The organism is Hydrocarboniphaga sp. (genome assembly GCF_965279055.1).
Classification (GTDB): domain Bacteria; phylum Pseudomonadota; class Gammaproteobacteria; order Nevskiales; family Nevskiaceae; genus Hydrocarboniphaga.
On sequence record NZ_OZ257125.1, the window covers coordinates 373,178 to 398,206 of the forward strand.

General features: G+C 64.9%; 28 protein-coding genes. 18 read left to right on the forward strand and 10 right to left on the reverse strand.

Annotated features, from left to right (window positions below; all coding sequences use genetic code 11):
- Nucleotides 1–63 precede the first annotated feature (63 nt).
- The 11 genes from rfbA (at nucleotide 64) to rfbB (ending at nucleotide 13,447) form a co-directional block, all read left to right on the forward strand.
- Nucleotides 64–879 (forward strand): glucose-1-phosphate thymidylyltransferase RfbA, encoded by an 816-nt coding sequence (rfbA, locus tag ACQZF9_RS01755; protein ID WP_428313497.1) that lies wholly within the window; start codon nucleotides 64–66, stop codon nucleotides 877–879.
- 6 nt (nucleotides 880–885) lie between these two features.
- Nucleotides 886–1,449 carry a dTDP-4-dehydrorhamnose 3,5-epimerase gene (rfbC, locus tag ACQZF9_RS01760; protein ID WP_428311561.1) on the forward strand — a complete coding sequence of 188 codons (564 nt, stop codon included), beginning with the start codon at nucleotides 886–888 and terminating at the stop codon, nucleotides 1,447–1,449.
- Entirely contained in the window at nucleotides 1,446–2,327 is an 882-nt protein-coding gene (rfbD, locus tag ACQZF9_RS01765; protein ID WP_428311562.1) for a dTDP-4-dehydrorhamnose reductase, read from the forward strand. The genes rfbC and rfbD overlap by 4 nt, the downstream gene beginning before the upstream one ends.
- A gap of 16 nt (nucleotides 2,328–2,343) precedes the next feature.
- Nucleotides 2,344–4,680 carry a glycosyltransferase family 2 protein gene (locus ACQZF9_RS01770; RefSeq protein WP_428311563.1) on the forward strand — a complete coding sequence of 779 codons (2,337 nt, stop codon included), beginning with the start codon at nucleotides 2,344–2,346 and terminating at the stop codon, nucleotides 4,678–4,680.
- 63 nt (nucleotides 4,681–4,743) lie between these two features.
- The gene (locus ACQZF9_RS01775; protein WP_428311564.1) at nucleotides 4,744–6,021 is read left to right on the forward strand and encodes a hypothetical protein; all 1,278 of its coding nucleotides are present in this window, start codon (nucleotides 4,744–4,746) and stop codon (nucleotides 6,019–6,021) included.
- Nucleotides 6,018–7,748, forward strand: a complete 1,731-nt coding sequence (locus ACQZF9_RS01780) for an ABC transporter permease (RefSeq protein ID WP_428311565.1) — start codon at nucleotides 6,018–6,020, stop codon at nucleotides 7,746–7,748. The genes ACQZF9_RS01775 and ACQZF9_RS01780 overlap by 4 nt, the downstream gene beginning before the upstream one ends.
- Nucleotides 7,748–8,449, forward strand: a complete 702-nt coding sequence (locus tag ACQZF9_RS01785; protein WP_428311566.1) for an ABC transporter ATP-binding protein — start codon at nucleotides 7,748–7,750, stop codon at nucleotides 8,447–8,449. The genes ACQZF9_RS01780 and ACQZF9_RS01785 overlap by 1 nt, the downstream gene beginning before the upstream one ends.
- Nucleotides 8,446–9,630, forward strand: a complete 1,185-nt coding sequence (locus ACQZF9_RS01790) for a hypothetical protein (protein WP_428311567.1) — start codon at nucleotides 8,446–8,448, stop codon at nucleotides 9,628–9,630. Before ACQZF9_RS01785 ends, ACQZF9_RS01790 begins: the two co-directional genes overlap by 4 nt.
- Nucleotides 9,623–11,446, forward strand: coding sequence for a polysaccharide biosynthesis/export family protein (locus ACQZF9_RS01795; RefSeq protein ID WP_428311568.1), 1,824 nt, complete (start codon nucleotides 9,623–9,625; stop codon nucleotides 11,444–11,446). The genes ACQZF9_RS01790 and ACQZF9_RS01795 overlap by 8 nt, the downstream gene beginning before the upstream one ends.
- Nucleotides 11,447–11,487: 41 nt before the next feature.
- Complete coding sequence (locus tag ACQZF9_RS01800; protein WP_428311569.1) at nucleotides 11,488–12,375, forward strand: glycosyltransferase family 2 protein; 888 nt, start codon at nucleotides 11,488–11,490, stop codon at nucleotides 12,373–12,375.
- Between the two features lie 7 nt (nucleotides 12,376–12,382).
- Nucleotides 12,383–13,447, forward strand: coding sequence for a dTDP-glucose 4,6-dehydratase (gene rfbB, locus ACQZF9_RS01805; protein ID WP_428311570.1), 1,065 nt, complete (start codon nucleotides 12,383–12,385; stop codon nucleotides 13,445–13,447).
- 248 nt (nucleotides 13,448–13,695) lie between these two features.
- Here the strand turns inward: rfbB and ACQZF9_RS01810 are convergent, their stop codons facing one another.
- The 9 genes from ACQZF9_RS01810 to ACQZF9_RS01850 form a co-directional block, all read right to left on the reverse strand.
- Entirely contained in the window at nucleotides 13,696–15,087 is a 1,392-nt protein-coding gene (locus ACQZF9_RS01810; protein ID WP_428311571.1) for a sulfatase-like hydrolase/transferase, read from the reverse strand.
- 155 nt (nucleotides 15,088–15,242) lie between these two features.
- Nucleotides 15,243–16,337 carry a glycosyltransferase family 2 protein gene (locus ACQZF9_RS01815; protein ID WP_428311572.1) on the reverse strand — a complete coding sequence of 365 codons (1,095 nt, stop codon included), beginning with the start codon at nucleotides 16,335–16,337 and terminating at the stop codon, nucleotides 15,243–15,245.
- 140 nt (nucleotides 16,338–16,477) lie between these two features.
- A complete protein-coding gene (locus ACQZF9_RS01820; RefSeq protein ID WP_428311573.1) occupies nucleotides 16,478–16,792 on the reverse strand; it encodes an H-NS family nucleoid-associated regulatory protein in 315 nt (104 codons plus the stop codon).
- A gap of 153 nt (nucleotides 16,793–16,945) precedes the next feature.
- The gene (gene gmd / locus ACQZF9_RS01825) at nucleotides 16,946–18,058 is read right to left on the reverse strand and encodes a GDP-mannose 4,6-dehydratase (RefSeq protein ID WP_428311574.1); all 1,113 of its coding nucleotides are present in this window, start codon (nucleotides 18,056–18,058) and stop codon (nucleotides 16,946–16,948) included.
- Between the two features lie 65 nt (nucleotides 18,059–18,123).
- Nucleotides 18,124–18,315, reverse strand: a complete 192-nt coding sequence (locus ACQZF9_RS01830) for a hypothetical protein (RefSeq protein WP_428311575.1) — start codon at nucleotides 18,313–18,315, stop codon at nucleotides 18,124–18,126.
- Between the two features lie 191 nt (nucleotides 18,316–18,506).
- Nucleotides 18,507–19,715: a glycosyltransferase gene (locus ACQZF9_RS01835; protein WP_428311576.1), complete on the reverse strand. Its 1,209-nt coding sequence runs from the start codon at nucleotides 19,713–19,715 to the stop codon at nucleotides 18,507–18,509.
- 638 nt (nucleotides 19,716–20,353) lie between these two features.
- Nucleotides 20,354–21,295 carry a GDP-L-fucose synthase gene (fcl, locus tag ACQZF9_RS01840; RefSeq protein ID WP_428311577.1) on the reverse strand — a complete coding sequence of 314 codons (942 nt, stop codon included), beginning with the start codon at nucleotides 21,293–21,295 and terminating at the stop codon, nucleotides 20,354–20,356.
- A 69-nt stretch (nucleotides 21,296–21,364) separates the two neighbouring features.
- Complete coding sequence (locus tag ACQZF9_RS01845; protein ID WP_428311578.1) at nucleotides 21,365–21,751, reverse strand: type II toxin-antitoxin system VapC family toxin; 387 nt, start codon at nucleotides 21,749–21,751, stop codon at nucleotides 21,365–21,367.
- Nucleotides 21,751–21,963: an AbrB/MazE/SpoVT family DNA-binding domain-containing protein gene (locus ACQZF9_RS01850; protein ID WP_428311579.1), complete on the reverse strand. Its 213-nt coding sequence runs from the start codon at nucleotides 21,961–21,963 to the stop codon at nucleotides 21,751–21,753. Before ACQZF9_RS01850 ends, ACQZF9_RS01845 begins: the two co-directional genes overlap by 1 nt.
- 179 nt (nucleotides 21,964–22,142) lie before the next feature.
- Between ACQZF9_RS01850 and ACQZF9_RS01855 the strand changes: the two genes are divergently transcribed.
- The 5 genes from ACQZF9_RS01855 to ACQZF9_RS01875 all read left to right on the forward strand — a co-directional run bounded on the left by ACQZF9_RS01855 (nucleotide 22,143) and on the right by ACQZF9_RS01875 (nucleotide 24,058).
- Nucleotides 22,143–22,394, forward strand: coding sequence for a ribbon-helix-helix domain-containing protein (locus ACQZF9_RS01855; RefSeq protein ID WP_428311580.1), 252 nt, complete (start codon nucleotides 22,143–22,145; stop codon nucleotides 22,392–22,394).
- A gap of 11 nt (nucleotides 22,395–22,405) precedes the next feature.
- Nucleotides 22,406–22,759, forward strand: coding sequence for a type II toxin-antitoxin system RelE/ParE family toxin (locus tag ACQZF9_RS01860; RefSeq protein WP_428311581.1), 354 nt, complete (start codon nucleotides 22,406–22,408; stop codon nucleotides 22,757–22,759).
- 54 nt (nucleotides 22,760–22,813) lie between these two features.
- The gene (locus tag ACQZF9_RS01865; RefSeq protein WP_428311582.1) at nucleotides 22,814–23,269 is read left to right on the forward strand and encodes a GDP-mannose mannosyl hydrolase; all 456 of its coding nucleotides are present in this window, start codon (nucleotides 22,814–22,816) and stop codon (nucleotides 23,267–23,269) included.
- Between the two features lie 145 nt (nucleotides 23,270–23,414).
- Nucleotides 23,415–23,666, forward strand: coding sequence for an AbrB/MazE/SpoVT family DNA-binding domain-containing protein (locus ACQZF9_RS01870; RefSeq protein ID WP_428311583.1), 252 nt, complete (start codon nucleotides 23,415–23,417; stop codon nucleotides 23,664–23,666).
- Nucleotides 23,663–24,058, forward strand: coding sequence for a type II toxin-antitoxin system VapC family toxin (locus ACQZF9_RS01875; RefSeq protein WP_428311584.1), 396 nt, complete (start codon nucleotides 23,663–23,665; stop codon nucleotides 24,056–24,058). Before ACQZF9_RS01870 ends, ACQZF9_RS01875 begins: the two co-directional genes overlap by 4 nt.
- Before the next feature lie 93 nt (nucleotides 24,059–24,151).
- Here ACQZF9_RS01875 and ACQZF9_RS01880 read toward each other — a convergent pair whose 3' ends face one another.
- Entirely contained in the window at nucleotides 24,152–24,277 is a 126-nt protein-coding gene (locus ACQZF9_RS01880) for a hypothetical protein (protein WP_428311585.1), read from the reverse strand.
- Between the two features lie 71 nt (nucleotides 24,278–24,348).
- Here ACQZF9_RS01880 and vapB point away from each other — a divergent pair, with 71 nt between their 5' ends.
- Nucleotides 24,349–24,579 carry a type II toxin-antitoxin system VapB family antitoxin gene (gene vapB / locus ACQZF9_RS01885; protein WP_428311586.1) on the forward strand — a complete coding sequence of 77 codons (231 nt, stop codon included), beginning with the start codon at nucleotides 24,349–24,351 and terminating at the stop codon, nucleotides 24,577–24,579.
- Nucleotides 24,579–24,980 carry a type II toxin-antitoxin system tRNA(fMet)-specific endonuclease VapC gene (gene vapC / locus ACQZF9_RS01890; protein WP_428311587.1) on the forward strand — a complete coding sequence of 134 codons (402 nt, stop codon included), beginning with the start codon at nucleotides 24,579–24,581 and terminating at the stop codon, nucleotides 24,978–24,980. Before vapB ends, vapC begins: the two co-directional genes overlap by 1 nt.
- Nucleotides 24,981–25,029: the final 49 nt, after the last annotated feature.

Below are 25,029 nucleotides of genomic sequence, written 5' to 3' on the forward strand. Positions count from 1 at the left end.
GCGTCCGTGCCGGCGCGGCGCGGCATCCTGCTCGCCGGCGGTACCGGCACGCGGCTGCACCCGATGACCATCGCCACCAGCAAGCAGCTGCTGCCGGTGTACGACAAGCCGATGATCTACTACCCGCTGTGCGTGCTGCTGCTGGCCGGCATCCGCGACATCCTGGTGATCAGCACACCGCGCGACCGGCCGCTGTTCGAGACCCTGCTCGGCAACGGAGCGCAGTTCGGCGTCAACATCCAGTACGCGATCCAGCGCAAGCCCAAGGGCATTGGCCAGGCTTTCCGCATCGCCGAGGACTTCATTCAGGGTGGGCCGTCGGCGCTGGTGCTGGGCGACAACCTGTTCTTCGGCCACGGCCTGCCGGATCTGCTGGGCGCCGCCAGCCAGCGCAGCGAAGGCGCCACGGTGTTCGCCTATCGGGTCAAGGATCCGGAGCGCTACGGCGTGGTCGAGTTCGACAGCGCGGGCCGCGCGGTCAGCCTGGAAGAAAAGCCCAAGCATCCGGCCTCCGATTACGCGGTCACCGGCCTGTATTTCTACGACGCCGACGTAGTCGAGATCGCCAAGAACCTGAAGCCGTCCAAGCGCGGCGAGCTGGAGATCACCGACATCAACCAGGTCTACCTGGAGCGTCAGCGCCTGTTCGTCGAGCAGATGGGCCGCGGTTTCGCCTGGCTGGACACCGGCACGCCGGAGGCGCTGCTGGATGCGTCCAACTTCATCCAGGTGGTGCAGGAGCGCCAGGGCCAGCAGATCTGCTGCCCCGAGGAAGTGGCCTTCAACATGGGCTACATCACCCGCGAGCAGTTGCTGGAAACCGCCTCGCAGCTGGGCAAGACGCGCTACGGCCGCTATCTGCGCGAGATCGCCGGCTAGGTCAGCATGAACATCGTCCAGACCCCGCTGCCCGGCGTCGTCGTGATCGAGCCCAAGGTGTTCGGCGACGAGCGCGGCTTCTTCGTCGAGACTTTTCGCGATTCCTGGATGCGCGACGCCGGTATCGACCAGCCTTTCGTGCAGGACAACCAGTCGCGCTCGCGCCAGGGCGTGCTGCGCGGCCTGCATTACCAGCTGCACAATCCGCAGGGCAAGCTGGTGCGCGCCGCGCGTGGCCGGGTCTACGACGTGGCGGTGGACATCCGCGCCGGTTCGCCGAGCTTCGGCCAGTGGTTCGGCATTGAGCTGGACGACGTCTCGCACCGCATGCTGTACATCCCGCCGCGCTTCGCGCACGGCTTCGTCGTGCTGTCCGACGAAGCCGATTTTGCCTACAAGTGCACGCAGTACTACGACGCCCCGTCAGACGCCGGCATTGCCTGGAACGATCCGGAGCTGGCGATCGCCTGGCCGCTGGCCGGCATCACGCCGCTGGTGTCGGACAAGGACGGCCGGCTGCCGTCGCTGAAAAACCAGGCGCCCGAGCGCCTTTTCCGATTCGGCGCATGAAGATCCTGCTCACCGGCGGCACCGGCCAGGTCGGGCGTGAAGTGATCCGCCGCGCCGCCGGCCGCGCGTTCGAGCTGATCGCGCCGCCCCGTGAGCAGCTCGACCTGAGCCGGCGCTCCAGCGTCGACGACGCACTGCAGCAGCACCGGCCGGATCTGGTGATCAGCAGCGGTGCCTATACCGCGGTCGATCGCGCCGAGGACGAGCCGGCGCTGGCGCAGACCATCAACGGCGAGGCGCCGGGCTGGATCGGCAGCGCTTGCGCTGCGGCCGGCGTGCCGGTGCTGCATCTGTCCACCGACTACGTGTTCGCCGGCGACAAGCCCGCGCCTTATGTGGAGAGCGACGCTACCGGCCCGCTCGGCGTCTACGGCGCCAGCAAGCTCGCCGGCGAACTTGCGCTGCTGGGCTCGGGTGCGAACGCCGTGATCCTCAGGGTCAGCTGGGTGTTCGCCGGCCACGGCGGCAACTTCGTCAAAACCATGCTCAGGCTCGGCGCCGACCGCGACGAGTTGCGCGTGGTGGCCGACCAGCGCGGCGGCCCGACTTACGCCGGCCATATCGCCGAGGCCTTGCTGGAACTGGCCGCGCGTTACGCCGCACAGCGCGAACTGCGCTGGGGTATCTACCACTACGCCGGCGCGCCGCAGACCAACTGGCACGAGTTCGCGCAGGCGATCCTGGAACGCGCATTCGCCAAGGGCATGATCAAACGCCTGCCGGCCGTGCAGGCGATCGCCACCCGCGACTATCCGACGCGCGCTCCGCGTCCGGGCAATTCGGCGATGGACTGCCAGCGCGCCGAAAGCCTGCTGGGCCTGGCGCGGCCGGACTGGCGCGCCGGGCTTGAGGAGACGCTCGACGAGCTGAGCGCATGAGCGGCCGCGGCTCGCGATGAAGGCCGGGAGCCCGACCGCGCCGCCGCGCGCCTTGCAGCGAATTCGCAACCGCGTCTATCGATCGGCGCTGCTGGTCGCCAACACGCTGCTGACACTGCACTGGCTGTGGCCGTGGATGGGCCAGCGGCGCGAGCCGACCCCGCTGCGTTTGCGCGCCAATGGCGATCTGCAGCCGCAGGCCCCGCCGCAGTGGCTCGCCACCGGCGGCGATCCGCAGTTCGTCATCGCCAATCTGCGCCAGTGTCCGCGCGGCTGGGTCAGGCTCAGCGGGCAGTGCAGCGCCGGGCCGGGTGGCGGGTTGCCGCGGGTCTACGTCGACAGCGGACGCGGCTATCGCGAAGAACGATCGGTGGCGATGACGTATGGCCCCGACCGGCTCACGTTCACGGCCGAAGTGCGGCTGCCGCTGCGCACCTTGCAGGTCCGGCTCGATCCGACCACGCGCGCCGGTGCTTTCCGCATCGAGCAGCTGAGCATGCAGCGCCTGGGCGCGGACCAGCAGCTGTCGCGCAATGCGCGTGCCGTGTTGCGCAGGCTGGCCTGGCCGCTGCGGCCGATTCTGCGCCGGCTGCTGCCGCGGCTCGGGCTGAGCCTGCAGACCCTGCGCTATCGCGCCTGGCTGCGCCGCGTCGAGCCCGGCGGCAACGCGCATCACGCCGCGGTCGCCGCGCATATCGGCCGGCTCGCGTACACGCCGCTGATCTCGATCGTGATGCCCACCTACAACACGCCGCTGCGGTTCCTGCAGCAGGCGGTGGCCTCGGTGCAGGCGCAGCGCTATCCGCACTGGCAGCTGTGCATTGCCGACGACGCCTCGCCCGATGCCGCGGTACGCGACTGGCTGAGCCAGGCCGCCGCGGCCGATGCGCGGATCCGCCTGGTGTTCTGCGCGCGCAACGGCGGCATCGTCGCCGCCAGTAATGCGGCGCTGGACCTGGCCGAAGGCGACTATGTCGGCTTTCTCGATCACGACGACCGGCTCGCCGAACTGGCCTTGTATTACGTCGCCATCGAGCTGAATCGCGATCCGCGGCCCGAGGTGATCTACACCGACGAGGACAAGATCGACGAGCGCGGCCGGCGCTTCATGCCGCATCTGAAGCCGGACTGGAACCCGGAGCTGCTGCTGTCGAACAACTACATCGCGCATTTCGCCGTTTACCGCCGCACGCTGGTCGAGGCGGTCGGGCGGCTGCGCATGGAGACCGAGGGCAGCCAGGACTATGACCTGATGCTGCGCTGCACCGCGCAGTGCAAGGCCGAGCAGATCCGGCACATTCCGGTGGTGCTGTACCACTGGCGCGCGATCCAGGGCTCGACCGCGCGCGAGGCGTCGGCGAAAAGCTATACGCAAACCGCCGGCTATCGCGCGCTCGGTCACCATCTGCGCGATGTCCAGGGCGTGAGCATCGAGGACGGCCGCTACCCGAACATGTACCGCCTGCGTTTTGCGTTGCCCGAGCCGGCGCCGCGGGTGTCGATCATCATTCCCAGCCGCGACGGCTACGCCCACCTGTCGCATTGCCTGCGTTCGCTGCGCGAGCTGACCGACTATCCGGACTACGAACTGCTGCTCGTCGACAACCAGAGCCGTGACCCGGCGACGCTGCAGCTGTTCGCCGAGCAGGCGCAGCTGCCGAACACACGGGTGCTGCCGTTCGATGCGCCGTTCAATTATTCGGCGATCAACAACCGGGCCGCGCGCCAGGCCAGCGGCGAACTCCTGCTGCTGCTCAACGACGACATCGAAATCATCGACCCCGGCTGGCTGACCGAGATGGTGTCGTGGATGCAGCGCCCGGGGGTCGCCGTCGTCGGCGCCAAGCTGCTGTATCCGGACCAGACCGTGCAGCACGCCGCCGTGGTGCTCGGCGCCGGCGGCGTCGCCGGCCACGGCCACCTGGGCTACGCCGCCGATAGCCCCGGCTACATGGGCCGGCTGTGGCAGCCGCAGCGGGTGTCGGCGGTGACCGCGGCCTGCCTGCTGATCGAGCGCGCGGTGTTCGAGGCGGTAGGCGGGCTGGACGAGCAGAACCTGGCGGTGGCGTTCAACGACGTCGACCTGTGCCTGCGCGTGACCGCGGCCGGCCATCACATCGTCTGGACGCCGCATGCCTGCCTGATCCACCATGAGTCCAAGTCGCGCGGCTCGGACGACACGCTGCAGAAGCGCGAACGCTTCGAGCGCGAGATCGCCACCATGCACGAGCGTTGGGGTGCGCAGCTGTGGAGCGACCCCTATTACCACCCCGGCTTCTCGATGAAGCTGGCCGACTATTCCCTGTCCGCCGAGCCGGTGCCGCATTGGCCGTGGCTGAGCGGGCGGGTTTGAACCTTGACGGATCGATGACGAGCAAGACCAGCGGTTGGATGTCTGTCTTCGTTGGGTATTTCCATGCGGGCTGAGCGGCGCGGCGCCGGCGTTTCCGGCACGCTGGCGGTATCGCGGGTCATGGCCGAGCCCAAGCCGGCTGACTGGACCTGCGCGCTGGAGCACCCGGCGCCGGCCGTGCTGCTGCAGCAGGGCGAGCTTTTGCGGTTCGAGGGCTGGGTGCTCAGCCGTCGCAAGCCCGTGACCGCGGTGCGAGTGCTGCGCGAGTGCGACGACTATGAGATCGGGCAGCTCCAGATTGGCCTGGAACGCGACGGCGTCGCCAAGGCCCATCCCAAGATCAAGCATGCGGCGTCCTGCGGTTTCGGCGGGCATCTGCCCGTGACCGAGGAGGGCAGCTACCGCATCGAATGCGCTACGGCCGGCCAGCGCTGGCAACCGCTGTTTTCGTTCTCGCTGCGCGATCCGGCGCGCCGGCCAACGCAGCTGATGTTCATGCATATCGCCAAAACCGCCGGTAACTCGGTGAACCGTTTCCTGTCCGACAACGCCGGTGCCGCCCATTGCGTGCTGCATCTGGAAGTGGACCCACGCTGGCGCAGTTCGATCGGGCGTGCGCAGATCGCCGCGATGCCGGTGATATCCGGCCACATCACGTTCCCTGCGTTCAAGCGCCGGCTGGATGCCGCCAATTACATCAAGGTCACGCTGCTGCGCACGCCGCTGGATCACCTGATTTCGCATCTGGAATTCATCCGCTACCTGGCGGATCCGTCGCAGCGGCAGCGGCTGACCGGGCACGCGCCGACGATCCAGGCGTTCGCCGCCAAGCTCGCCGCCACGGATTTTTCCAGCGGCGAAGCGGTGCGCGGCCTGGTCGACCAGCTGCTGCCCGAAGAGCTGATGCTGGTCGACAATTTGCAGGTGCGATACCTGAGTGCGGTCGCGCCGGGTGCGCGTGTACAGCGCGCCGCGCTCAACGATGCGCGGCACGCGCTGAACGAATTCGATCACGTTGGCCTGACCGAAATGATCGGGGATTTTCTCGGCGGGATCGCGCAGCGAATGGGTTGGCCGCCGCCGCGTTACATTCCGGAAGAGAACCGCAATCCCGGCCGGGGTAGCATCGATCCGGGGATTCCGGAAGTTCGCGCCGCGTTGCAGCCGCTGATCGAGTTCGATCAGTTGCTTTATCGCTACGCGCGCAAGGTCTTCATCGAAGGCAACGAGCGCACCTCGAGGCGCGCCGGAAAGGGTAAAAGGGAGCGCGGCGCCGCAGAGGCTGCGGCTGTCGTCGGCAAGCAGCGTAAAACCAAGTCGAAGAAGGTCGGATCGGCATGAGCTGGCGAGTCATCGCGAATACGCCGGCAGCGGCAGACGACGGATCGACCCTGATCGTCTGCGGGACGCACGACCCGGCGGTCGCCGTGCTGATGGCGCTGCTGCGCGAGCTGGGATGGCCAGCGCACGGGGTCAGCTTCCCGAGCTGGAGCGACGAGGCGCTGGCGTCCGCCATCGAGGCAGGCGACCAGGCCGGGCAGAGGGCCATCGTCGATCAGCGCTATCACCAGGGTCCACGCTGGCAGTTGCGCGCCAGCGCCGCTGACGAGAGCTTCGCCGCGGTGCTGCCGCGCCTGCACCAGCAACGCTATCTGGTGGTGATCGACGACCGGCAGCTCGATGGCGAGCCGCGCAGCTGGCCGTTGCCGGCGTGGTTGGCGGAGGCGATCGACGCCGACGCCGCCGTGATGGCGGTTGGCGTCAATGCGGCGCTCGAGTGCGGCATCGCGCTGGTCGAGGCGCTCGCCGGCTTCATTGGTCAGCAGGACGAGCATCGGCTGGGCTGCGCCCGCAGCTGGCAGCGCCTGTATCAGAATTTTCCCGAGCTGCCTTCGTGCCAGTTCAAGACCAACGGCACGATAGACCAGGTGGTGCCGAGAGGCGGTGGCGGCTGGGTTTATATCGAAGGGGTCGAGGCCGCCGTCGATATCGAGATCCAGGTGGGCGGCCGTTCGATGATCGTCACCGCCGATCAGCTGCGACCGGACCTGCTGGCCCGCGGTTTTCACCCCACAGGCCTGTGCGGCTTCGCCTTCACCTGCAAGCAGAAGTTGAATGTCGGCGACAACCTGCACGCGCGCGTTATCGGTGACAGCCACGAGCTGATCAACAGCCCAGCCGAGGTACAGGCGCCGGCAAGTAAAGGAAAAAAACAACCGCCGCCGGCGGCTCTGCTGGGTGAAAGCAAGCTCAGCGTCGATGCGCCGCAGCTGGATCTGCTGACGCTGCCGCGAATCAAACCGCGGCCGTCGAGCCGCGTATTCGCCAGCTCCCTGTATGCGTTTCTGATGCGCGAGATCCGCTCGCGTTTCGGCACCCAGCGTGGCGGCTATCTGTGGGGCTTCGTCGAGCCGGCATTCCAGGTCATCATCCTGACGATGCTCGTACGCGGCATCAAAGGTCGGTTCGAAGGCAAGATCTACGGCGAGGATCTGGTGTTCTTCTTCTCGCTCGGCGTGATTCCCTACCAGATGTTTTCGCACGCGATGTCCGGCAGCGGCATTATGGCTGGCAGCGGCCTGTTCAATTTCCGACAGATCCGGCCGATCGACATCGGCCTGGTGCGTGGCTTTATCGACTTTCTCACTTACGGCGTGATCTTTGCCCTGATGCTGGCCATATCCAACTGGTTCGGCTACGACTATACGGTCGACAAGCCGCTGGAGTTTCTTTACTGCATCTTCCTGCTGTTCTGGCTGGCGTTTTCGCTGGGCCTGTTCTTCGACGTAATGGGTAGCATCTTCCGCCAGGCAAAAATGGTGCAGCAGGTATTCGTGCGGTCGATGTATCTGACCTCGGGCGTGATCTACTCGATCGATTCGCTGCCGTCGGTGATCAAGCCTTACCTGCTATGGAATCCGATGCTGCACATCATCGACGAGATCCGCGCCACCTGCATGGAAGGATATCCCGCTCGCGGTGACCTGAACTACGCTGCCGCCTGCATCCTGCTGCTGATGTTCATGTCTCTGGCGTTCTACCGCCGCAACCTCTACCGGTTGTTCTGATGATCGTCGTCGATCGCATCACCAAGTCGTATCCCTTGCTGGGCTTTCGCCGGCATTACGTGTTCCGCGACCTGAGTATGACCATCCCGGATCGTCGCAACGTCGGCATCATCGGCCGCAACGGCTCGGGCAAGACCACGCTGTTGCGCCTGCTGGGCGGCGTCGACGAGCCGGACAAGGGCCGCGTCACCATTACCAATGCAGGCACGATCTCGCCGCCGCTGGGTGTTTCGGCCGGTGTTACTGGCAACATCACCGGGCGTGCCAACGCCAAGTTCGTCTGCCGCATTCACGGCGACGACGAATACACAATGCGCATCCGCCTCGAATGGATTGAGAAATTTGCCGAAATCGGTGAATTCTTTGACATGCCGATGAGTTTCTATTCCGGCGGCATGCGTGCGCGCCTGACATTTGGCATCGCCATGGCGTTCGACTACGACTATTACCTGATCGACGAACTCAATGCGGCCGGTGACCAGGTCTTCCGTACCAAGGCCTCGCTGACGTTCCGCGCCAAGCGCGGCAAGGCGGCGATGATCATGATCAGTCATAATCTTCGCTCACTTCAGGAGGAATGCGAGTCGGGGATCTATGTGCGCAAGGGCGAGGCGCGCTGGTTTGACGATATCCGCGATGCGCTGAAGCTGTACTCGGAAGAAGAGGGAGTCGAAGTGAAACTGGCGGATAAAAGCAAATGAGCGCCACGCTGCTCGGGCGTTTCTCGGCCGCGTTCAATGGCGCGCTGGCAAAGCTGGGGCTGCGCGAGTCGGCGGCCGATGATCCGCTGCGTCCGGCCTCATCCGGCAATCTGGCCTTGTACGCTGCCAGCGTCATTCTGCCGCTGCTGCTGTATTCGGTTTATGTCGGGCTGCTGCGCTCGCCCGGCTACGTCAGCGAGGCCGAAATCGTGGTGCAGGGCGATCCTTCGTTGGCCTCGGGGTCGATCGATCTGGGACTGTTTTCGGGTACGTCCGGCGCGGTGGCCGACGCGCTGCTGATCCAGGAATACATCCAGTCGCTGACGTTGATGCTGCTGCTCGACGACAAGCTCAAGCTGCGCGATCACTACGCCGACACGAGCAAGGACTACTTCTCGCGGCTCGCCGCCGATGCCTCGCGCGAGAAGTTCTTGAAGTTCTACAACAAGCGCGTCGATATCCGTGTCGACAGCGACTCTTACATCATCCATCTGAGCGTCGAGGCATATTCTCGCGAATACGCGCAGGCGATGGCGCAGATGATCGTCAAGGAGGCTGATCACTTCGTTAATCAGATCAGCCAGAAGATCGCGCGCGAGCAGATGGCCTTCGTCGAGCAGGAGATCGCCAAGTCCAACGAGCGGCTGACCGCGGCCACCGCGCAGCTGATCAGCCTGCAGAAAAAGAACGAAATGGTCAGCCCGCAGACCGAGACCGAGACGCTGTCGGCGATTATCGCCAACCTGCAGGGGCAGTTGGCCGGGCGTCGCGCGCAGCTCAGCGCATCGCTGGGCTACATCAACGAAAACGCACCGGAGATCATCGCGCAGCGCTCCGCGATCGCCGCGCTGGAGAAGCAGATCGAAGCCGAGCGTGCCCGGCAGGTCGGCGGCAAGGACAAGGGACTCAGCGATCTGTATCTGAGCTATCAGAGCGCGCAGACCGCAGTAACCGTGGCCAGCGATTCCTACCAGGTCGGACTGCGGGCATTGGAGGCGGCGCGGCTCGAGGCTTCCCACAACGCCAAGCATCTGGTCGAGGTGTCCAAGGCCAGTCTGCCGGACGAGGCGCTGGTGCCGGCGCGCCTGTATTCGATCGTGACCGCGTTTTTCCTGCTGCATTTGGTTTTCTTCATTCTGACGCTGATCGCGGCTGCGATCCGGGACCACAGGGATGCTTAAGCACACACTGACCGCGCGCCTGGGCCTGAGCATCGGCCTCGTCGTCGCGATGCTGCATAACGCTGCCGGCGCGCAGATACCGAGCGCGGCGCAACAGCAACAGGCCGCGGCCCAGTTGGCTGCCCAGGCACAGACACAGGCTCAAGCGCCGGCACCGACCGCGACCGCCCCGGCGGCTGCGCCGGCTGCCGGCATGGCCGTGCCGCCGATCACCAATACTTATCCGGCGATCCCGGCTGTCTCGACGATTCCGCAGGTGCCGCTGGCCACGCGCGCTGCGCCGCCGATCGTCGATTCGCAGATCGTCCAGACCTCGCTGGCCTCGACCGTGCCGGTGTTCGGCCAAACCCTGTTTCAGGGAGCGTTCGCGCAGTCCTCGTTCCAGGGCTTCAACCCGGATTACCAGGTGTCGATCGACGATCTGGTCGACGTGCGACTGTGGGGTGGCTTCACCCTGGAGACGCGGCTGCTGGTCGACAGCCAGGGCAATATCTTCATCCCGGGCGTCGGTCCCATTCATGTCGCCAACGTGCGCAACGGCGATCTGAATCGCGTCGTCGAGGGCGCGGTCAAGCGCATTTACAAGCAGAACGTCGGCATCTACGTATCACTGGCGGCGGCGCAGCCGGTCAAGGTTTTCGTCAGCGGTTTCGTGCGCCGGCCCGGCCTCTACGGCGCCAACTCATCGGACTCGGTGCTGCATTTCCTCGATCTGGCCGGCGGTGTCGATCCGCTGGCCGGCAGCTATCAGGACATCCGCGTGCTGCGCAGCGGCAACGAGATCGCCAAGGTCAATCTTTACGATTTCATGCTGGCCGGCAAGCTGCCGCTGCTGCAGTTGCGCGACGGCGACTCGATCTTCGTCGGCCCGCTGGGCCCGACGGTGACGGTCAGCGGCTTGGTGGCGACGCCGGCGCGCTACGAAATCAGCAGCGCGCTGCCGCTGAAAGAGCTGATGACGATGGCCGGCGCCAATGCCACCGCGACGCACGTGCGGCTGACGCACAACACCGGCGATTCGCGCCGCGCCGAATATCTGACTTTGACCAGCGATCTGAGCGCGGTCGTGGTCCAGCCGGGCGACGAGGTCGAGCTGGTCGCCGATCGCCTGATCGGCGAAATCATCGTCCAGGTCGAGGGCGAGCACCTCGGCCGCGGCCAGTACGTGCTGCCGTACAACGCGACGCTGAAGGATCTGCTCGACACCATGCAGTTCAGCCCGCAGTCGCTGCGCGAAGGGCTGCAGCTGTATCGACTGAGCATCGCCGCGCGCCAGAAGCAGGTGCTCAACGACATGCTCGACAAGCTCGACGCGGCGGTTTATTCGGCGCGGTCGGCGACCTCGGACGAGGCGCAGCTGCGCACCCAGGAAGCGGCGCTGATCAACCAGTTCATCACGCGCGCGCGCCAGGTGCAGCCCAAGGGCCAGCTGATCCTGACCGCGTCGGCCGACCCGGCGCGGATTCCGCTGGAAGACGGCGACGTGATCCGCATTCCGCGCTCGAACCCGATCATCGCGGTGCACGGCGAAGTGTATTTCCCGAGCAATTTCGTGCAGGACGACAAGCTGCGCGTGAAGGACTACATCAGCATGGCCGGCGGCCCGACCCAGATCGGCGACGTCGACAAGGTGCTGGTGATGAAGCCCAACGGCGAGATTCGCATGACCAGCATCAGTGGCCGCGAGAAAGTGGAATCCGGTGACGAGGTGCTGATCCTGCCCAAGGTCGAGCGCAAGACCTTCCAGTTCTCCAAGGACATCGTCGAGATCCTGTACCAGACCGCCGTTGCCGCCGGCGTCGTGCTGAGGCTCTGAGGTTTGCCGCTGCGTATCGCGTACAGCCTTCGGGGCCGCGGGTGACGCCGGCCGCCGACGGCCCGCTGTACGCGTCGGTCGCGCATCCGCAGGACGAGGCGTCGCTGTCGGGCGAGCCATGCGCCGTCGTAGACGAGCATGGCTTCGGCGCGCCGCGCTGGAGCCTGTCGATCGTCAGCCACGGCCATTTGCCCAGCATCCGGCGCATGCTCGCCGAGCTGGCGCGTTTCTATGTTCCGGGCCGCTTCGAGATCGTGATCACGATCAACGACGGCGAGCGCGATCAGGCGCCCGATCTGGCGCGCATCTGGCCCGGCCCGCTGCTGCTGACGCGCAACACCGCCCCACAGGGTTTTGCCGCCAATCACAACGACGCGGCGCGGCGCTGCCGAGGCCAGCTGCTGGCGCTGCTCGATCCGGAGCTGTCGTTCGGCGACGATCCTTTCATCGCGCTGGAACAGCGCCTGCTCGAGCCCGGCGCGCACCTGCTGGCGAGCCCGACCATCGTCAACGCGAGCGGCCAGATCGAGGACAACGCACGCGAGCTGATCACGCCGGCGGCGCTGTTGCGGCGCTATTTGTTCGGTGGCCGGCACCAGCGACGCGTGCTCAGCGAGCGTCACAGGACGGACTGGATCGCGGGCCTGTTCATCGCCATCGCCCGCGAGGATTTTGCGCAGCTGCGCGGATTCGACGAGCGCTATTTTTTGTACTGCGAAGATGCCGATCTGTGCGTGCGCGCCCGCAACCAGGGCTTCGACGTGGCCGCGATCCGCAGCGCGCCGGTGATTCACGAAGCGCGCCGCATGAGCGGCCGCAGCCCGCGTTATTTTCTGTGGCACGCGACCAGCCTGCTCAGGCACTGGACCTCGGCCGCGTTCTGGACTTATCTGCTCAAGCGCGGACAATCCGCCTCTGATCGCACGTAGTGACAACATGAAACAGACCCTGCTCATCACCGGCGGCGCCGGCTTCATCGGCTCCGCGCTGATCCGCGAGCTGATGGCGACCACGGCGCATCACATCGTCAACGTCGACAAGCTCACCTATGCCGCCAGCATCGAGGCGCTGGAAGCCGCGCCGCAGGATCCGCGCTATCGCTTCGAACAGGTCGACATCTGCGACGGCGCCGAACTCAAGCGCGTGTTCGCCGAGCACCGGCCCACCGGCGTGATCCATCTGGCCGCCGAGTCTCACGTCGATCGTTCGATCGACGGCCCGGGCGAATTCGTCGACACCAACGTCGTCGGCACTTTCAAATTGCTGCAGGCGACGCTCGCTTATTGGGAAACGCTGGAGCCCGAAGCGAAGAAAGCCTTCCGCTTTCATCACGTCTCCACCGACGAGGTCTACGGCACACTCGGCGCAGAAGGCTACTTCACCGAAACCACGCCGTATGCGCCGAATTCGCCGTATTCGGCGAGCAAGGCCGGCTCGGATCACCTGGCGCGCGCCTGGCATCACACCTACGGCCTGCCGGTGCTGATCACCAACTGCTCGAACAACTACGGCCCGTACCAGTTCCTCGAAAAGCTCATCCCGCTGATGATCGTCAACGCGATCGACGGCAAGCCGCTGCCGGTCTACGGCGACGGCAGCAACATCCGCGACTGGCTCTATGTCACCGACCACGCCCAGGCGCTGATCAAGGTCTACACCGACGGTGTACCCGGAGAGCAATACAACATCGGCGGCCACAACGAGAAGCGCAATCTCGACCTGGTGCACTACCTCTGCGACCTGCTCGACGAACTGCTGCCGGATTCACCGCACAGGCCGCATCGCCAGCTGATGCGTTTCGTGCAGGACCGCCGCGGCCACGACCAGCGCTACGCGATCGACGCCGGCAAGATCCAGCGCGAGCTCGGCTGGACGCCGCGCGAGACTTTCGAGACCGGCATCCGCAAGACCGTCGTCTGGTATCTGCAGAACCTGGAATGGTGCCGCGAGATTCAGCGCAAGCGCTATTCGGGCGAGCGGTTGGGGTTAGGCAAAGCCTAGAGCGTAGCGGCGCCGGCACCGAAGCCCTCTCTCGCGCGTGCGGGAGAGAGGAAGCAAACCTGGGCGCGACTCTTCGAGCTTTGTCCCCTCTCCCGCGTGCGGGAGAGGGTGGCGCGCAGCGCCGGGAGAGGGCGATGTCGCGGCACCGCGTTTCCCAGCCCTCTCTCGCCCCCTGTCGGGGGCACTCTCTCCCGCGCGCGGGAGAGGGGAAGCACAGGTCGGCGGGGCTCTTCAATCCCGCGTGCAGACTACGGCGGCACGATCCCATGCGCCTGATACAGCGCCTTGTCGTGTGCGTTCAGCGGACCCTGCGGCAGCCCGGGTTTCTTCAGGCCCGCCGCCCAGCCCGACAGCTCCGACTGCAGCGCCTGCACCGCGTCGGCGTGGTCCGCGCTGAGGTCCGCGGTCTCCGGCGCGCCATGGCTGGCGTCGTAGAGCAGCGATTGCTGGCTGCCGAGCAGGATCAGCTTCCATTGTTCGGACAGTACCGCCGCCTGTGAGCCCCAGCGCCAGAACAGCCGTGCATGCGGCGGCGTGGCGAGCCCGCCGTTGAAGTAGGGCAGCAGGTCGACCCCTTCCAGCTCCGGCGCCTTGGCGACACCGGCCGCGGCGAGCAGCGTGGTGGCGACGTCCAGCGTACTGATCGCCGAGTCGAACACCTGGTTGGCGGGAATTTTTCCCGGCCAGGCTGCCACGAACGGCACGCGTGTGCCGCCGTCGGTGAGCATGCCTTTTTCGCCGACCAGCGGGTCGTTCAGGGAGCCGTCCCAGTTGGCGCCCAGCGGCGCGCCGTTGTCGCCGATGAACAGCACCAGGGTCTTGTCGGTGAGCTTGTCCTTGGCCAGTTCCGCGCGAATCTTGCCGACGCCGTCGTCGATCGCCGCGATCATCGCCAGGCCGGTCTTGCGAGTCGGATCGCCGACGTCGCCGAAGCGTTGCTGATAGGCATCCGGCGCCTCCAGCGGCACATGCGGCGCGTAATACGGCACGTACAGGAAGAACGGCTTGTCGTGATGGCGGCGGATGAAGGACAGCGCCCACTGCGTCACCAGGTCGATGCGATAGCGCTCGTCGTGCACGCCGGCCGGCGCGTGGCTGAGGGCTTTGCCCGAGGCGTCGTGCGAGGCGATGAAGTCGTTGAGATAGCCTTCGAAGTACTCGTCGAAGCCCTGGTTCGCCGCGTAGAAAATCGCCGGGTCGGTGCCGGCCGGCACGTTCTGCTGATTGTTCTGGTCCACGCCCAGATTCCATTTGCCGACCATCGCGGTGATGTAGCCGGCAGCCTTGAGACGCTCGGCGATCGTCACCTGCTCAGGCTGCATCGGGCCGGCGGCATTGTCGTCGAGGCCGAAGCGGTTCTGGTGGATGCCGGTCATCAGGCCGGCACGCGACGGCGCGCACTGCGGCGCGGTGACATAGGCCCGCGTCGCGAGCACGCCGTCGAGCGCGAGCTGGTCGATGTGCGGCGTGCGCACGTCGTCGCGCACACCCTGGATACCAAGGTCGGCAAAGCCGTGGTCGTCGGAATAGAACACCACGAAGCTCGGCGGCCGCGGCGCATCGGGGCTGCCGGAGCTGCCACCGCCGCAGGCGCTCAGGCAGATCGAGGCGAGCAGGGCGGCAGGTGAGAAGAGACGCATCGCGGATTCCTGGGACAAAAATTGAAGCAACTCCAGCCCTCTCCCACCGGGAGAGGGTGGCGCGCAGCGCCGGGTGAGGGAGCCCCGGCACGGGGCCAGCTGAATCTCTGCAAGGCCCTCACCCCTGGCCCCTCTCCCGGAGGGAGAGGGGAATGTTATTCCGGCTCGCGTCCGTTGCGTTTCGCCTGACGTTTGGCCTCGCGCTTCTGCTTGCGGAAACGCGGCGGGCCGTCCTTCAGGATCCAGCGCGTCGGGATCGCCAGCGGGTTCCAGGTCAGGCGCCGCGCGACGTGCAGGCCGGATACCGCGCGGCTGCGCTGCAGGATGCGACGTTCGCGCCAGAACGGCGCCGATTGCAGCCAGCCGTCGCGCAGCCCGCGCAGATAAGCGCCGCGCGCGTCGCGGCTTTTGGTGGCGATGCTCTTGATCAGCGTCAGCACTACGTGGCCGAACAGCGCCACCGGCAGCACCCAGGCCGGTGCGCTCTTGATGCTCATCCAGACCAGGTTGCGATAGCCGTGGTAGATCGCAAACTCGTTGTGCTTGCTGCGGCTGCAGGCGCCGGAGGCGTGGTAGACGATCGCCTTGCTCGCCTGCCAGCTCATCCAGCCGCGCAGGCTGGCGCGATAACAAAAGTCCATGTCCTCGACGTAGCAGAAAAACCGCTCGTCGAAGCCGCCCAGCGCCTGGTAGTCCGCCTTGCGCACCATCAGTGCCGCGCCGCAGACACCGAAAGGCGAGCGCGGGGCCACCAGCTCCGGCGTGCGCCGCCGCAGATAGCCGCGCCGCCAGGCGACGCCGTAGGCGGACAGGTCGTCGCCGTTGCCGTCGAGCAGGCGCGGATTGGCCGCATTGACCTGGCGGCTGCCGAAGATGCGGAAGTCCGGCCGCTGCCGCGTTTCACGCAGCAGGTATTCCAGCCAGCGGCGGTGCGGCGGCGCGTCCGGGTTGAGCAGCGCCACCCACTCGCTGCGAGCCTCGGCCACCGCCAGGTTGTTGGCCGCCGCAAAACCGAGGTTGCGGCCGGCGCGCAGCAACCGCACGCGGTGATAGCGCGCACAGACCGCCTCCGACTCGTCCTCCGAGCCGTTGTCGACCACCAGGATCTCGAAATTGCGAAAGCTCTGCAGCGCCAGGCGCTTGAGCGTGCGCCCCAGCCAGCCGCCCGAGTTGTAGTTGACGATGACCACCGTCACCCGCAACTCGGTCGCCCGTGCGGTACGGTCTGAAAACGCGGCTGCTTCCCCCATGCTGCGAGCTTGCCTGTTTAGCGGATTTTTTGCCGCAGCTGAATTGAATCAGGGGCGGATCGGGGGATTCAAAACGAGCCGCCGGTCGGCCGCCCCTGGCCGACCTTCGAGCCCGACCGCACATGGTTGCCAGGTGGCGTTTAGACCGCGAAAGCTTCGCGCTTGGCGCCGGCGGCTTCGGCCTCGGCCAGCCACTTGGGCGTACGGCCACGGCCGGACCAGGTTTCGCCGGCCGGGCTGCGGAACTTGGCGGCGACCTTGCTGCCGCTGCTGCTCTTCTTGGCGGTGCGCGGGCTGGCACTCTTGTCGCCGCGCAGATCGGCGACGGTAATGCCGTGTTTCTGCATTTTCTCTTTGATATCGGCAATGACCCCGTTGATTTCCGATTTACGGATTTCTTCGGCTTGCTTGGTCAGTGACTCAATCTGCTTGAGCAGGTCGTTATACGTGGTCATTATCTCTTCCGTGGTATTTGGGATACATTCGAACCCTTATGTCCGGCGCCGAAAAATATCGGAGCCGGCGGAGATAATAGCGTAATCGGACTTCAATATTCCAGATAATCCAGTTTATTTAATCAGGATAAGCGCGGCAATAATCCGCCCGACTTATTCGTTGTAATCGTAAGCCTGGAAACCGGCGAGTTTGACCATGCTGTCGCGCTTGGCGCTCTTGAGGTCCTCGCGGACCATTTCGCTGACCAGTTCGGCGAAGCTGATCTTCGGCACCCAGCCGAGCTTCTCCTTGGCCTTGGTCGGATCGCCGAGCAGGGTTTCCACCTCGGCCGGGCGGAAATAGCGCGGATCGACGGCGACGATCCTCGCCCCCGGCTGCAGCTTGAACTCGGGGTTGCTGACCGAAGCGACATAGCCGACCTCGTCCACGCCGCTGCCTTTCCATTCGATCGTGATGCCCAGCTCCGCCGCCGCGCGGTCGACGAACTGGCGCACCGAATACTGCACGCCGGTGGCGATCACGAAGTCTTCCGCCACCTCCTGCTGCAGCATCATCCACTGCATCTCGACGTAATCCTTGGCGTGGCCCCAGTCGCGCAGCGAGTCGAGGTTGCCCAGGTACAGGCAGTCCTGCAGGCCCAGGGCGATGCGCGCGATGGCGCGCGTGATCTTGCGGGTGACGAAGGTTTCGCCGCGCAGCGGTGATTCGTGGTTGAACAGGATGCCATTGCAGGCATACATCCCGTAGCTCTCGCGGTAATTCACGGTGATCCAGTAGCCGTAGAGCTTGGCCACCGCATACGGCGAGCGCGGGTAGAACGGCGTGGTCTCCTTCTGCGGGATCTCCTGCACCAGGCCGTACAGCTCCGAGGTGGAGGCCTGGTAGAACTTGGTCTTCTTCTCCAGCCCGAGGATGCGGATCGCTTCCAGCAGGCGCAGCGTGCCGATGCCGTCGGCGTTGGCGGTGTACTCCGGGCTGTCGAAGGACACGGCGACATGCGACATCGCCCCGAGGTTGTAGATTTCGTCCGGCTGTACCTGCTGGACGATGCGGATGATGTTGGTGGAGTCGGTCAGATCGCCGTAGTGCAGCACGAACTTGCGGCCGTCGACGTGCGGGTCCTGATACAGGTGGTCGATGCGGTCGGTATTGAACAGCGAGGAGCGGCGCTTGATGCCGTGGACCTCATAGCCCTTCTTCAGCAGCAACTCGGCCAGATAGGCGCCGTCCTGGCCCGTAATGCCGGTAATCAAAGCTCGCTTCACTCAAAAACTCCGTAACGAAATGGATGGTCGGCGCGGCGGCGGCCGGGCGCGAACGCGCGGGAATGTTAACGCACGAGGTTCTGTTTTTTGTCCGAGGTCCGGGACGACGGTACGAACAGCCGGCCGATTTCCTGTGCCCGCAACAGCACGATCAGCCGCACCACCAGCGCAAAGGCCAGGGTCTTGGAGCTGACCGATACCAGCATATGGGCGACCGTGGGATACCGCGGGCTGTCGAAAGCCAGCACGCCCAGCACGAGCGCCGCGAGCGCTACCAGCGCGGCCGACCTTGCCGCCCAGGTTCCAAGTCGCCAGCCCGATGGGGACGAAGCACAGCACCCAGAAGTTGAGGCCGGTGCTCGATATGAAGTTCAAACTCAACACGGCCAGCAGCAACGCCAGGTAGCCGAACCCCGAACGAAAGCTTCTGATCACATTCTCTCTCCAGCTAGAACAGTTGCTTCAGGGGCTTGCCCCTGAACGTATAGCCACCTGCGGTGCCGTCGCAGACCGACTGCAAGGCGGCGATCAAATTATCCGTCACGGTGCTGATCTCGAAATGGCGGTCGAAGCACTCGATTGCCTGCTTGCGTTTGCCGGCTCTTTGCGCCTCGCTCAGTGCCAGCCATTGCTGCAGCAGTTTCTCGGTGCCTTGCTGCGTATCATCCTCGATGAAACCGGCGTCCACATCGCGGATTTCACGCCAGATATTAACTTGATAGGTCGTCAGCACGGGGACAGACGAGGCCAGCGCCTCCGCCACCACGATGCCGAAGTTCTCCTGGTGCGACGGCAGCACGAAGACCTCGCTGGCGTCGTAGGCGCCCCATTTCATCTCGCCGGTGAGCATGCCGGTAAAGGTGATGCGCTCGGCCACGCCGAGATCCTGCGCCATCTGCATCAGCTGCTGCTGCCAGCCGATCTGATCCGGACCCGCCATGATCAGATGCAGGCTTGGGTCAGCGCCGGCCACTTGCGCAAAGGCATTGATCAGCAGATCGCAGCCTTTCTTTGGATGGATGCGCGACAGGTACAGCAGGTTGCGCTTGCCGCGCAGCGCCGGGAATTGGCCGAAGAACACCTCGGCCGCGGCCGGAGCTGGTATCGGGCGCGCGCTGATGCCGTAGCCGACCAGCTTTTCGCGCACCTTGTAGAGCCAGAACGATTCGCGCGCCAGCTGTAGTTCTTCGGCCGTGGTGAACAGCACCGCCGCTGCGCCGCGCAGCACGCGGTACTCGGCCCAGGGCCAGTACAGCCACTTCTTCAGATGTTTGAGCGGGTATTGCCGGGCAAACCAGGGGTCGAGCATGCCGTGCAGGAATACCACGTACTTGAGGCCCATGGATCGGCAGACCTTGCTGACGCAGTAGCCGTGGTACTGCCACATGCCATGCACGATGATCACGTCGAAGTACGGCGCATGGACTCGCAGCCATGGCTCCAGCCGGAACGCGAAGCCATAACCGAGCAGACGCGGCCCCAGGAAGTAGATGCCCTGCGAGGCCATGCGCTCGTCCACGACCTGACCAGGGCAGTCGAGCGAGACGGTATGCACTTCATGACCGCGCAAGGCCATTTGCACACCCTGCTGGATCAGGCCTTCGACCGGCCCGCCGGAGGTGGCGCCCAGCGAGCCAATCACCTGGAGAATCTTCATTCGCGGACCGCGGTGTTCAAGAGATCATCCGCCATACAGGACCAAAATCCCTTGCCTCTCTCCCGCACGCGGGAGAGAGGAAGCAAGCCTGGGCGCGGCGCTTCGAGCTTTGTCCCCTCTCCCGCGCGCGGGAGAGGGTGGCGCGCAGCGCCGGGAGAGGGCGACGTCGCGGCGGCGCGGTGCCAGCCCTCTCTCGCCCCCTGTCGGGGGGCACTCTCTCCCGCACGCGGGAGAGAGGAAGCAAGCCTGGGCGCGACGCTTCGAGCTTTGTCCCCTCTCCCGCGCGCGGGAGAGGGTGGCGCGCAGCGCCGGGAGAGGGCGACGTCGCGGCGGCGCGGTGCCAGCCCTCTCTCGCCCCCGTCGGGGGCACTCTCTCCCGCACGCGGGAGAGAGGAAGCAAGCCTGGGCGCGACGCTTCGAGCTTTGTCCCCTCTCCCGCGTGCGGGAGAGGGTGGCGCGCAGCGCCGGGAGAGGGCGACGTCGCGGCGGCGGGGTGCCAGCCCTCTCTCGCCCCCGTCGGGGGCACTCTCTCCCGCACGCGGGAGAGAGGAAGCAAGCCTGGGCGCGACGCTTCGAGCTTTGTCCCCTCTCCCGCGCGCGGGAGAGGGTGGCGCGCAGCGCCGGGAGAGGGGAGCAGCTCAAAGCCTTGCCGCACCCTGCTGCTCCACGAACCACCGATAAGTCTCCGCAACGCCTTCCTCCAGCGCGATCTTCGCCTGCCAGCCCAACGCGCTGAGCCGCGTCACGTCCATCAGCTTGCGCGGCGTGCCGTCGGGCTTGCTCAGGTCCTGCACGATCCGGCCCTCGAAGCCGACGACTTTCTTCACCAGCTCCGCCAGCTCGCGGATCGTGACGTCCTCGCCGATGCCGACGTTGACGAAGTCCTCGCCCGAGTAGTTCTGCATCAGGTAGACGCAGGCCGCGCCCAGATCGTCCACGTGCAGGAACTCGCGGCGCGGCGTACCGGTGCCCCACATCACCACTTCGGCGTCGCCGCGCTGCCTGGCCTCGTGAAACTTGCGGATCAGCGCCGGCATCACGTGCGAATTTTCCAGATGAAAATTGTCGCCCGGGCCGTACAGGTTGGTCGGCATCAGCGAGATCGCGTCGAAGCCGTATTGCCGGCGATACGCCTGGCACATCTTGATGCCGGCGATCTTGGCGACGGCGTACCACTCGTTGGTGGATTCCAGCGGCCCGGTCAGCAGACTCGCCTCCGGCATCGGCTGCGGCGCCAGCTTGGGGTAGATGCAGGAGCTGCCCAGAAACGCGAGCTTCTTGACGCCGTGCTGCCACGCGCTATGGATGACGTTGGTCTGGATCGCCAGGTTGTCGCGGATGAATTCGGCCGGGTAGACGTTGTTGGCCTGGATGCCGCCGACCCTGGCCGCGGCCAGGAACACGTAGTCCGGCTTCTCGGCCGCAAAAAAGGAGTCGACAGCCGCCTGGCTGGTCAGCTCGACCTCGGCGTGCGTCTTCAGCAGCAGATTGTTGTACCCCTGGGCCCGCAGAGCACGCACGATGGCGCCACCGGCCAGGCCGCGATGCCCTGCCACATAAATTTTTGCCGCGAAATCCATCCAAAAGCCTCTATTTGTAGATGTTGCGTGCCAGCGTCGCGATCGAGAGATCAGACGACTAAAGCGGGCTCACTCTTTGTTGAAGTAAACCACGTTGGGGAGCTGCTCGAAGTGGGCATCGCAGGTCAGCAACTCGGCGCCTTGATGCCGGGCCGTGGCGTAGACGATGGCATCCGCCGTCGCCAGCTTGTACTCACGGTGCATTTCGGAGGCAAGCAGTGCAATACCGGTGTCCAGCGGCACGATCACGCACTTCTGTGTGTAGGCGATCATGATATCGGCCTGCTCCTCGCCCCGTTCACGCATCAGCCATTTCGAAAGCTCGAGTTGCACGATAGTCGGCACGATGCAATGGGATGGGGTCGGGAACTCCGTGCGCAGGCGCTTGCCGAGCTGGCTGCCGATCAGCCATTCGACCCAGGCCGAGGTATCCACCACCCGTAAACCCGCTGCCATTAAAAGCGGTCCTCACGGTCACGATAACCGCCCGCGCGGGCGCCCTCGGCAAGGCCGGCGAGCTGGTCAAGCGCGGGCACGGGCATTACCAGCACGCCCTTGCCCTTGGGGATAAACACGAATTCCTGCCCCGCTTCCCAGCGCTGCTTTTCGCGTACCGCCTTGGGAATGGAGATCTGGAACTTGCTGGAGAGCGTGGCAGTAGCCGGCATGTTCGTACCCTGAGGCGATCGATGAGTCTTAAGTAAGATTATTCTCCTGAGCTATCCGGGGCAAGCCATCGGCTGCAGGCACCTGCGAGTCCGCCTGCCCCTGCTAACGTCCGATCCAAGTCATTGAGCGTGTATTTTATTTTAAGTATATTGAATACATAACGTTCAAAGATCGACCAATGCCCCCCACCACGATGACGGTACGCCTCAACGAGACGCTTAGCGACTTCGTGGCAGCCAACGTGGGCGATGGCGGCGCGTATGAGAACGTCAGCGAGTACATGCGCGACCTGATCCGCCGCGACAAGGAGCGGGTGGAGCGGGAGGCTTTCGATCGGCTCAAGGCCGAACTGGCGCAGGCCTATGCGGCGCCGGAGTCCGCCTACCGGTCCCTGACGGCAGCTGAGGTAATCGCTCGCAATCGGTCCTGACCAAGGCACTTGTGTCCGGGGCTCAGGTTCGTATCCAGGAAGCCGCGTCGTGGCGGCTGGATGAAATCTACCGCTATACCCGGCAGCGTTGGGGGGAGCCGCAGGCACAGCGGTACATCTCGGGCTTGTTCGATGCGTTCGACCGGATCGATGCGCATGGCGTCGCGTCCCGACCGGTCCCGGCCGAGTTCGGTGTGCAAGGGTTTTTCTTTCGGTACGAGCGTCACTTCGTCTACTGGCGGCGGCTATCTAACGGTGACATCGGCATCGTGACGATCCTGCATGAGCGCATGCACCAGATCGACAAGCTGCGGTATGACTTTTTCGGGGAGCAGCCGCCGGGCGCGGGGCCGGCGCTTCCGTAGCGCCGGCCTGGCTCTGTAGTACGCCGAAGTAAACTGCGCTGAAACGCGACCACCATGCATACCAACCAGCATTGGCTTGAAGTCGTACAACGCGCGCCGCTGGTCTCCATCGACCTGATCGTGCGCGACTCGCAAGGCCGCGTGCTGCTCGGCCTGCGCAACAACCGCCCGGCGCGCGACACCTGGTTCGTGCCCGGCGGCGTGATCCGCAAAGGCGAGAGCATTGACCAAGCCTTCTCACGCATCGCCACGGTTGAGCTGGGGCGGCCGTTACAGCGCTCCCATGCGAGCTTCAAAGGCGTCTACGAGCATTTTTACCAAGACAATTTTGCCGGCGAGCCGGACACCGCGACGCACTACGTGGTGCTGGCCCATGAGATCACGGTGCCGGATCTGGACGAACACGGCCCGCTGGACCAGCACCGCGAACTACGGCTGTTCACGCCGACGCAACTGCTCGCCGATGCCGCCGTGCACGACAACACCAAGGCTTACTTCACGGGACAGTAGTGCGTGTCTTTTCCCCTCTTCTGGGAGAGGGTGGCGCTCAGCGCCGGGAGAGGGCGCGGCTCGGTCTCAGCCCTCTCTAGCCAGGGGGCTTGACCGACTAATGGGGTAAGGTAAAACTGCCTTACCGAAAACCCGCGCCGCTGCCATGACGACACTCACCATCACTAGCAAGGGACAGGTCACTTTCAGGAAAGAGTTGCTCAATCACCTGGATTCAAAGCCAGGCGATCAGCTCGACGTGACCTTGTTGCCGGGTGGACGGATCGAAGTGAAGGCCGCGCCTTCGGGGAAGATAGAGAGCTTTTTCGGCGTACTGGAACGCAAGACCGGAAAGACGGCCAGCATAGAAGAGATCGGTTCAGCTGCTGCGGAAGCTTGGGCTGGGAAAAGACCGTGAGAATCACGGTCGATACCAACGTCCTTATCCGAGCGGTAGTCCGCGATGACAAAAAGCAGGCCGCCGCCGCTGACAAGGCGCTGCAGTCGGCCGAAGTGATTGCGGTGACGCTTCCCTGCCTTTGTGAGTTTGTCTGGGTGCTGAGAAAGGTCTATGGCATTTCGCAGGCCGACATAGCGCAAGCAATTCGCACGCTGCTTTCGGTGGCGAATGTGGCGGCCGACAGAGCTGCCGCCGAAGCCGGTCTCGCTGTCCTGGAAGCGGGGGGCGACTTTGCCGACGGCGTTATCGCACACGATGGAGGCCGCCTTGGTGGAGAGGCCTTCATCTCTTTCGACAAGCAGGCGATCAAGCTGATTCAGGCGACGGGCTTGGCGGCGAAACTCCCATAGCGTCGAAGAAAATGTCGTCCCCGCTGCGGTGAAGGGCGGGCGACTGCATCAGCCGGATCAGCCCGCGCAAACGCTCCGAGCCGGTTCGAAACGCTACGAATCGGCCGAACCCGTGCTCGGTGGCTGTTCCGCGAAGAAGTCATACCGTAGCGTCTCGATCTGGCGCATGCGCTCGTGCAGGATAGGCACGATGCCGGCGTCGCCGTTGGACCGTGCCATTTTGGCATATCCCATTGACATATCCAAACGCCTGCCTATCATCAATGCCTATATCCCAACGGACATGGCAGATGGAAAAGGGCGCGATTTTCAAGAGCAATCGGAGTCAGGCGATTCGGCTGCCCAAGGCGGCAGCATTGCCGGATGACGTGAAGCGCGTGGATGTGATCTCGGTTGGCCGCGCCCGCATCATCACGCCTGCCGGTGAGGCATGGGACAGCTGGTTCGATGGCGCCGGCGTCAGCGCCGATTTCATGGCCGAGCGTGATCAACCCGCCGAACAGGAGCGTGAGTCCTTCTGATGTTGCGTTACATGCTCGATACCAACCTCTGTATCGCCACCATCCGACACAAACCGGAATTGGTCCGCGTCGCCTTCAATCTGCATCACTCGCAGATGTGCATCAGCGCCGTCACCGTGATGGAGCTGATGTACGGCGTTGAATTGTCTGCCCAATCTCAGCGAAACCTCGTGGACGTGGAAGGTTTTATCGCTCGGCTTGACGTGCTTGATTACGACGCGACGGCGGCGGCGCACACGGCGCAAATTCGGGCAGAACTGAAAAAGACCGGCGCGCAGATAGGCCCGTACGACCAGATGATCGCCGGCCACGCCCGTTCGCGCGGGCTGGTGGTGGTGACCAACAACACCAGGGAGTTGCAGCGCGTTGCCGGCCTTCGTTTGGAAGACTGGACAGTTTGAACAAGCCATGAGCCCACCCCTCTCCCAAGTGTGGGAGAGAGTGGCCCGA

What these genes read in the sequence shown, in the direction of transcription:
- rfbA (WP_428313497.1), top strand. Translation starts at nt 64, where the DNA reads ATGACCATCGCCACCAGCAAGCAGCTGCTGCCGGTGTACGACAAGCCG.
- rfbC (WP_428311561.1), top strand. Translation starts at nt 886, where the DNA reads ATGAACATCGTCCAGACCCCGCTGCCCGGCGTCGTCGTGATCGAGCCC.
- rfbD (WP_428311562.1), top strand. Translation starts at nt 1,446, where the DNA reads ATGAAGATCCTGCTCACCGGCGGCACCGGCCAGGTCGGGCGTGAAGTG.
- ACQZF9_RS01770 (WP_428311563.1), top strand. Translation starts at nt 2,344, where the DNA reads ATGAAGGCCGGGAGCCCGACCGCGCCGCCGCGCGCCTTGCAGCGAATT.
- ACQZF9_RS01775 (WP_428311564.1), top strand. Translation starts at nt 4,744, where the DNA reads ATGCGGGCTGAGCGGCGCGGCGCCGGCGTTTCCGGCACGCTGGCGGTA.
- ACQZF9_RS01780 (WP_428311565.1), top strand. Translation starts at nt 6,018, where the DNA reads ATGAGCTGGCGAGTCATCGCGAATACGCCGGCAGCGGCAGACGACGGA.
- ACQZF9_RS01785 (WP_428311566.1), top strand. Translation starts at nt 7,748, where the DNA reads ATGATCGTCGTCGATCGCATCACCAAGTCGTATCCCTTGCTGGGCTTT.
- ACQZF9_RS01790 (WP_428311567.1), top strand. Translation starts at nt 8,446, where the DNA reads ATGAGCGCCACGCTGCTCGGGCGTTTCTCGGCCGCGTTCAATGGCGCG.
- ACQZF9_RS01795 (WP_428311568.1), top strand. Translation starts at nt 9,623, where the DNA reads ATGCTTAAGCACACACTGACCGCGCGCCTGGGCCTGAGCATCGGCCTC.
- rfbB (WP_428311570.1), top strand. Translation starts at nt 12,383, where the DNA reads ATGAAACAGACCCTGCTCATCACCGGCGGCGCCGGCTTCATCGGCTCC.
- ACQZF9_RS01810 (WP_428311571.1), bottom strand. Translation starts at nt 15,087, where the DNA reads ATGCGTCTCTTCTCACCTGCCGCCCTGCTCGCCTCGATCTGCCTGAGC.
- ACQZF9_RS01815 (WP_428311572.1), bottom strand. Translation starts at nt 16,337, where the DNA reads ATGGGGGAAGCAGCCGCGTTTTCAGACCGTACCGCACGGGCGACCGAG.
- ACQZF9_RS01820 (WP_428311573.1), bottom strand. Translation starts at nt 16,792, where the DNA reads ATGACCACGTATAACGACCTGCTCAAGCAGATTGAGTCACTGACCAAG.
- ACQZF9_RS01835 (WP_428311576.1), bottom strand. Translation starts at nt 19,715, where the DNA reads ATGAAGATTCTCCAGGTGATTGGCTCGCTGGGCGCCACCTCCGGCGGG.
- fcl (WP_428311577.1), bottom strand. Translation starts at nt 21,295, where the DNA reads ATGGATTTCGCGGCAAAAATTTATGTGGCAGGGCATCGCGGCCTGGCC.
- ACQZF9_RS01845 (WP_428311578.1), bottom strand. Translation starts at nt 21,751, where the DNA reads ATGGCAGCGGGTTTACGGGTGGTGGATACCTCGGCCTGGGTCGAATGG.
- ACQZF9_RS01850 (WP_428311579.1), bottom strand. Translation starts at nt 21,963, where the DNA reads ATGCCGGCTACTGCCACGCTCTCCAGCAAGTTCCAGATCTCCATTCCC.
- ACQZF9_RS01855 (WP_428311580.1), top strand. Translation starts at nt 22,143, where the DNA reads ATGCCCCCCACCACGATGACGGTACGCCTCAACGAGACGCTTAGCGAC.
- ACQZF9_RS01865 (WP_428311582.1), top strand. Translation starts at nt 22,814, where the DNA reads ATGCATACCAACCAGCATTGGCTTGAAGTCGTACAACGCGCGCCGCTG.
- ACQZF9_RS01870 (WP_428311583.1), top strand. Translation starts at nt 23,415, where the DNA reads ATGACGACACTCACCATCACTAGCAAGGGACAGGTCACTTTCAGGAAA.
- ACQZF9_RS01880 (WP_428311585.1), bottom strand. Translation starts at nt 24,277, where the DNA reads ATGGCACGGTCCAACGGCGACGCCGGCATCGTGCCTATCCTGCACGAG.
- vapB (WP_428311586.1), top strand. Translation starts at nt 24,349, where the DNA reads ATGGAAAAGGGCGCGATTTTCAAGAGCAATCGGAGTCAGGCGATTCGG.
- vapC (WP_428311587.1), top strand. Translation starts at nt 24,579, where the DNA reads ATGTTGCGTTACATGCTCGATACCAACCTCTGTATCGCCACCATCCGA.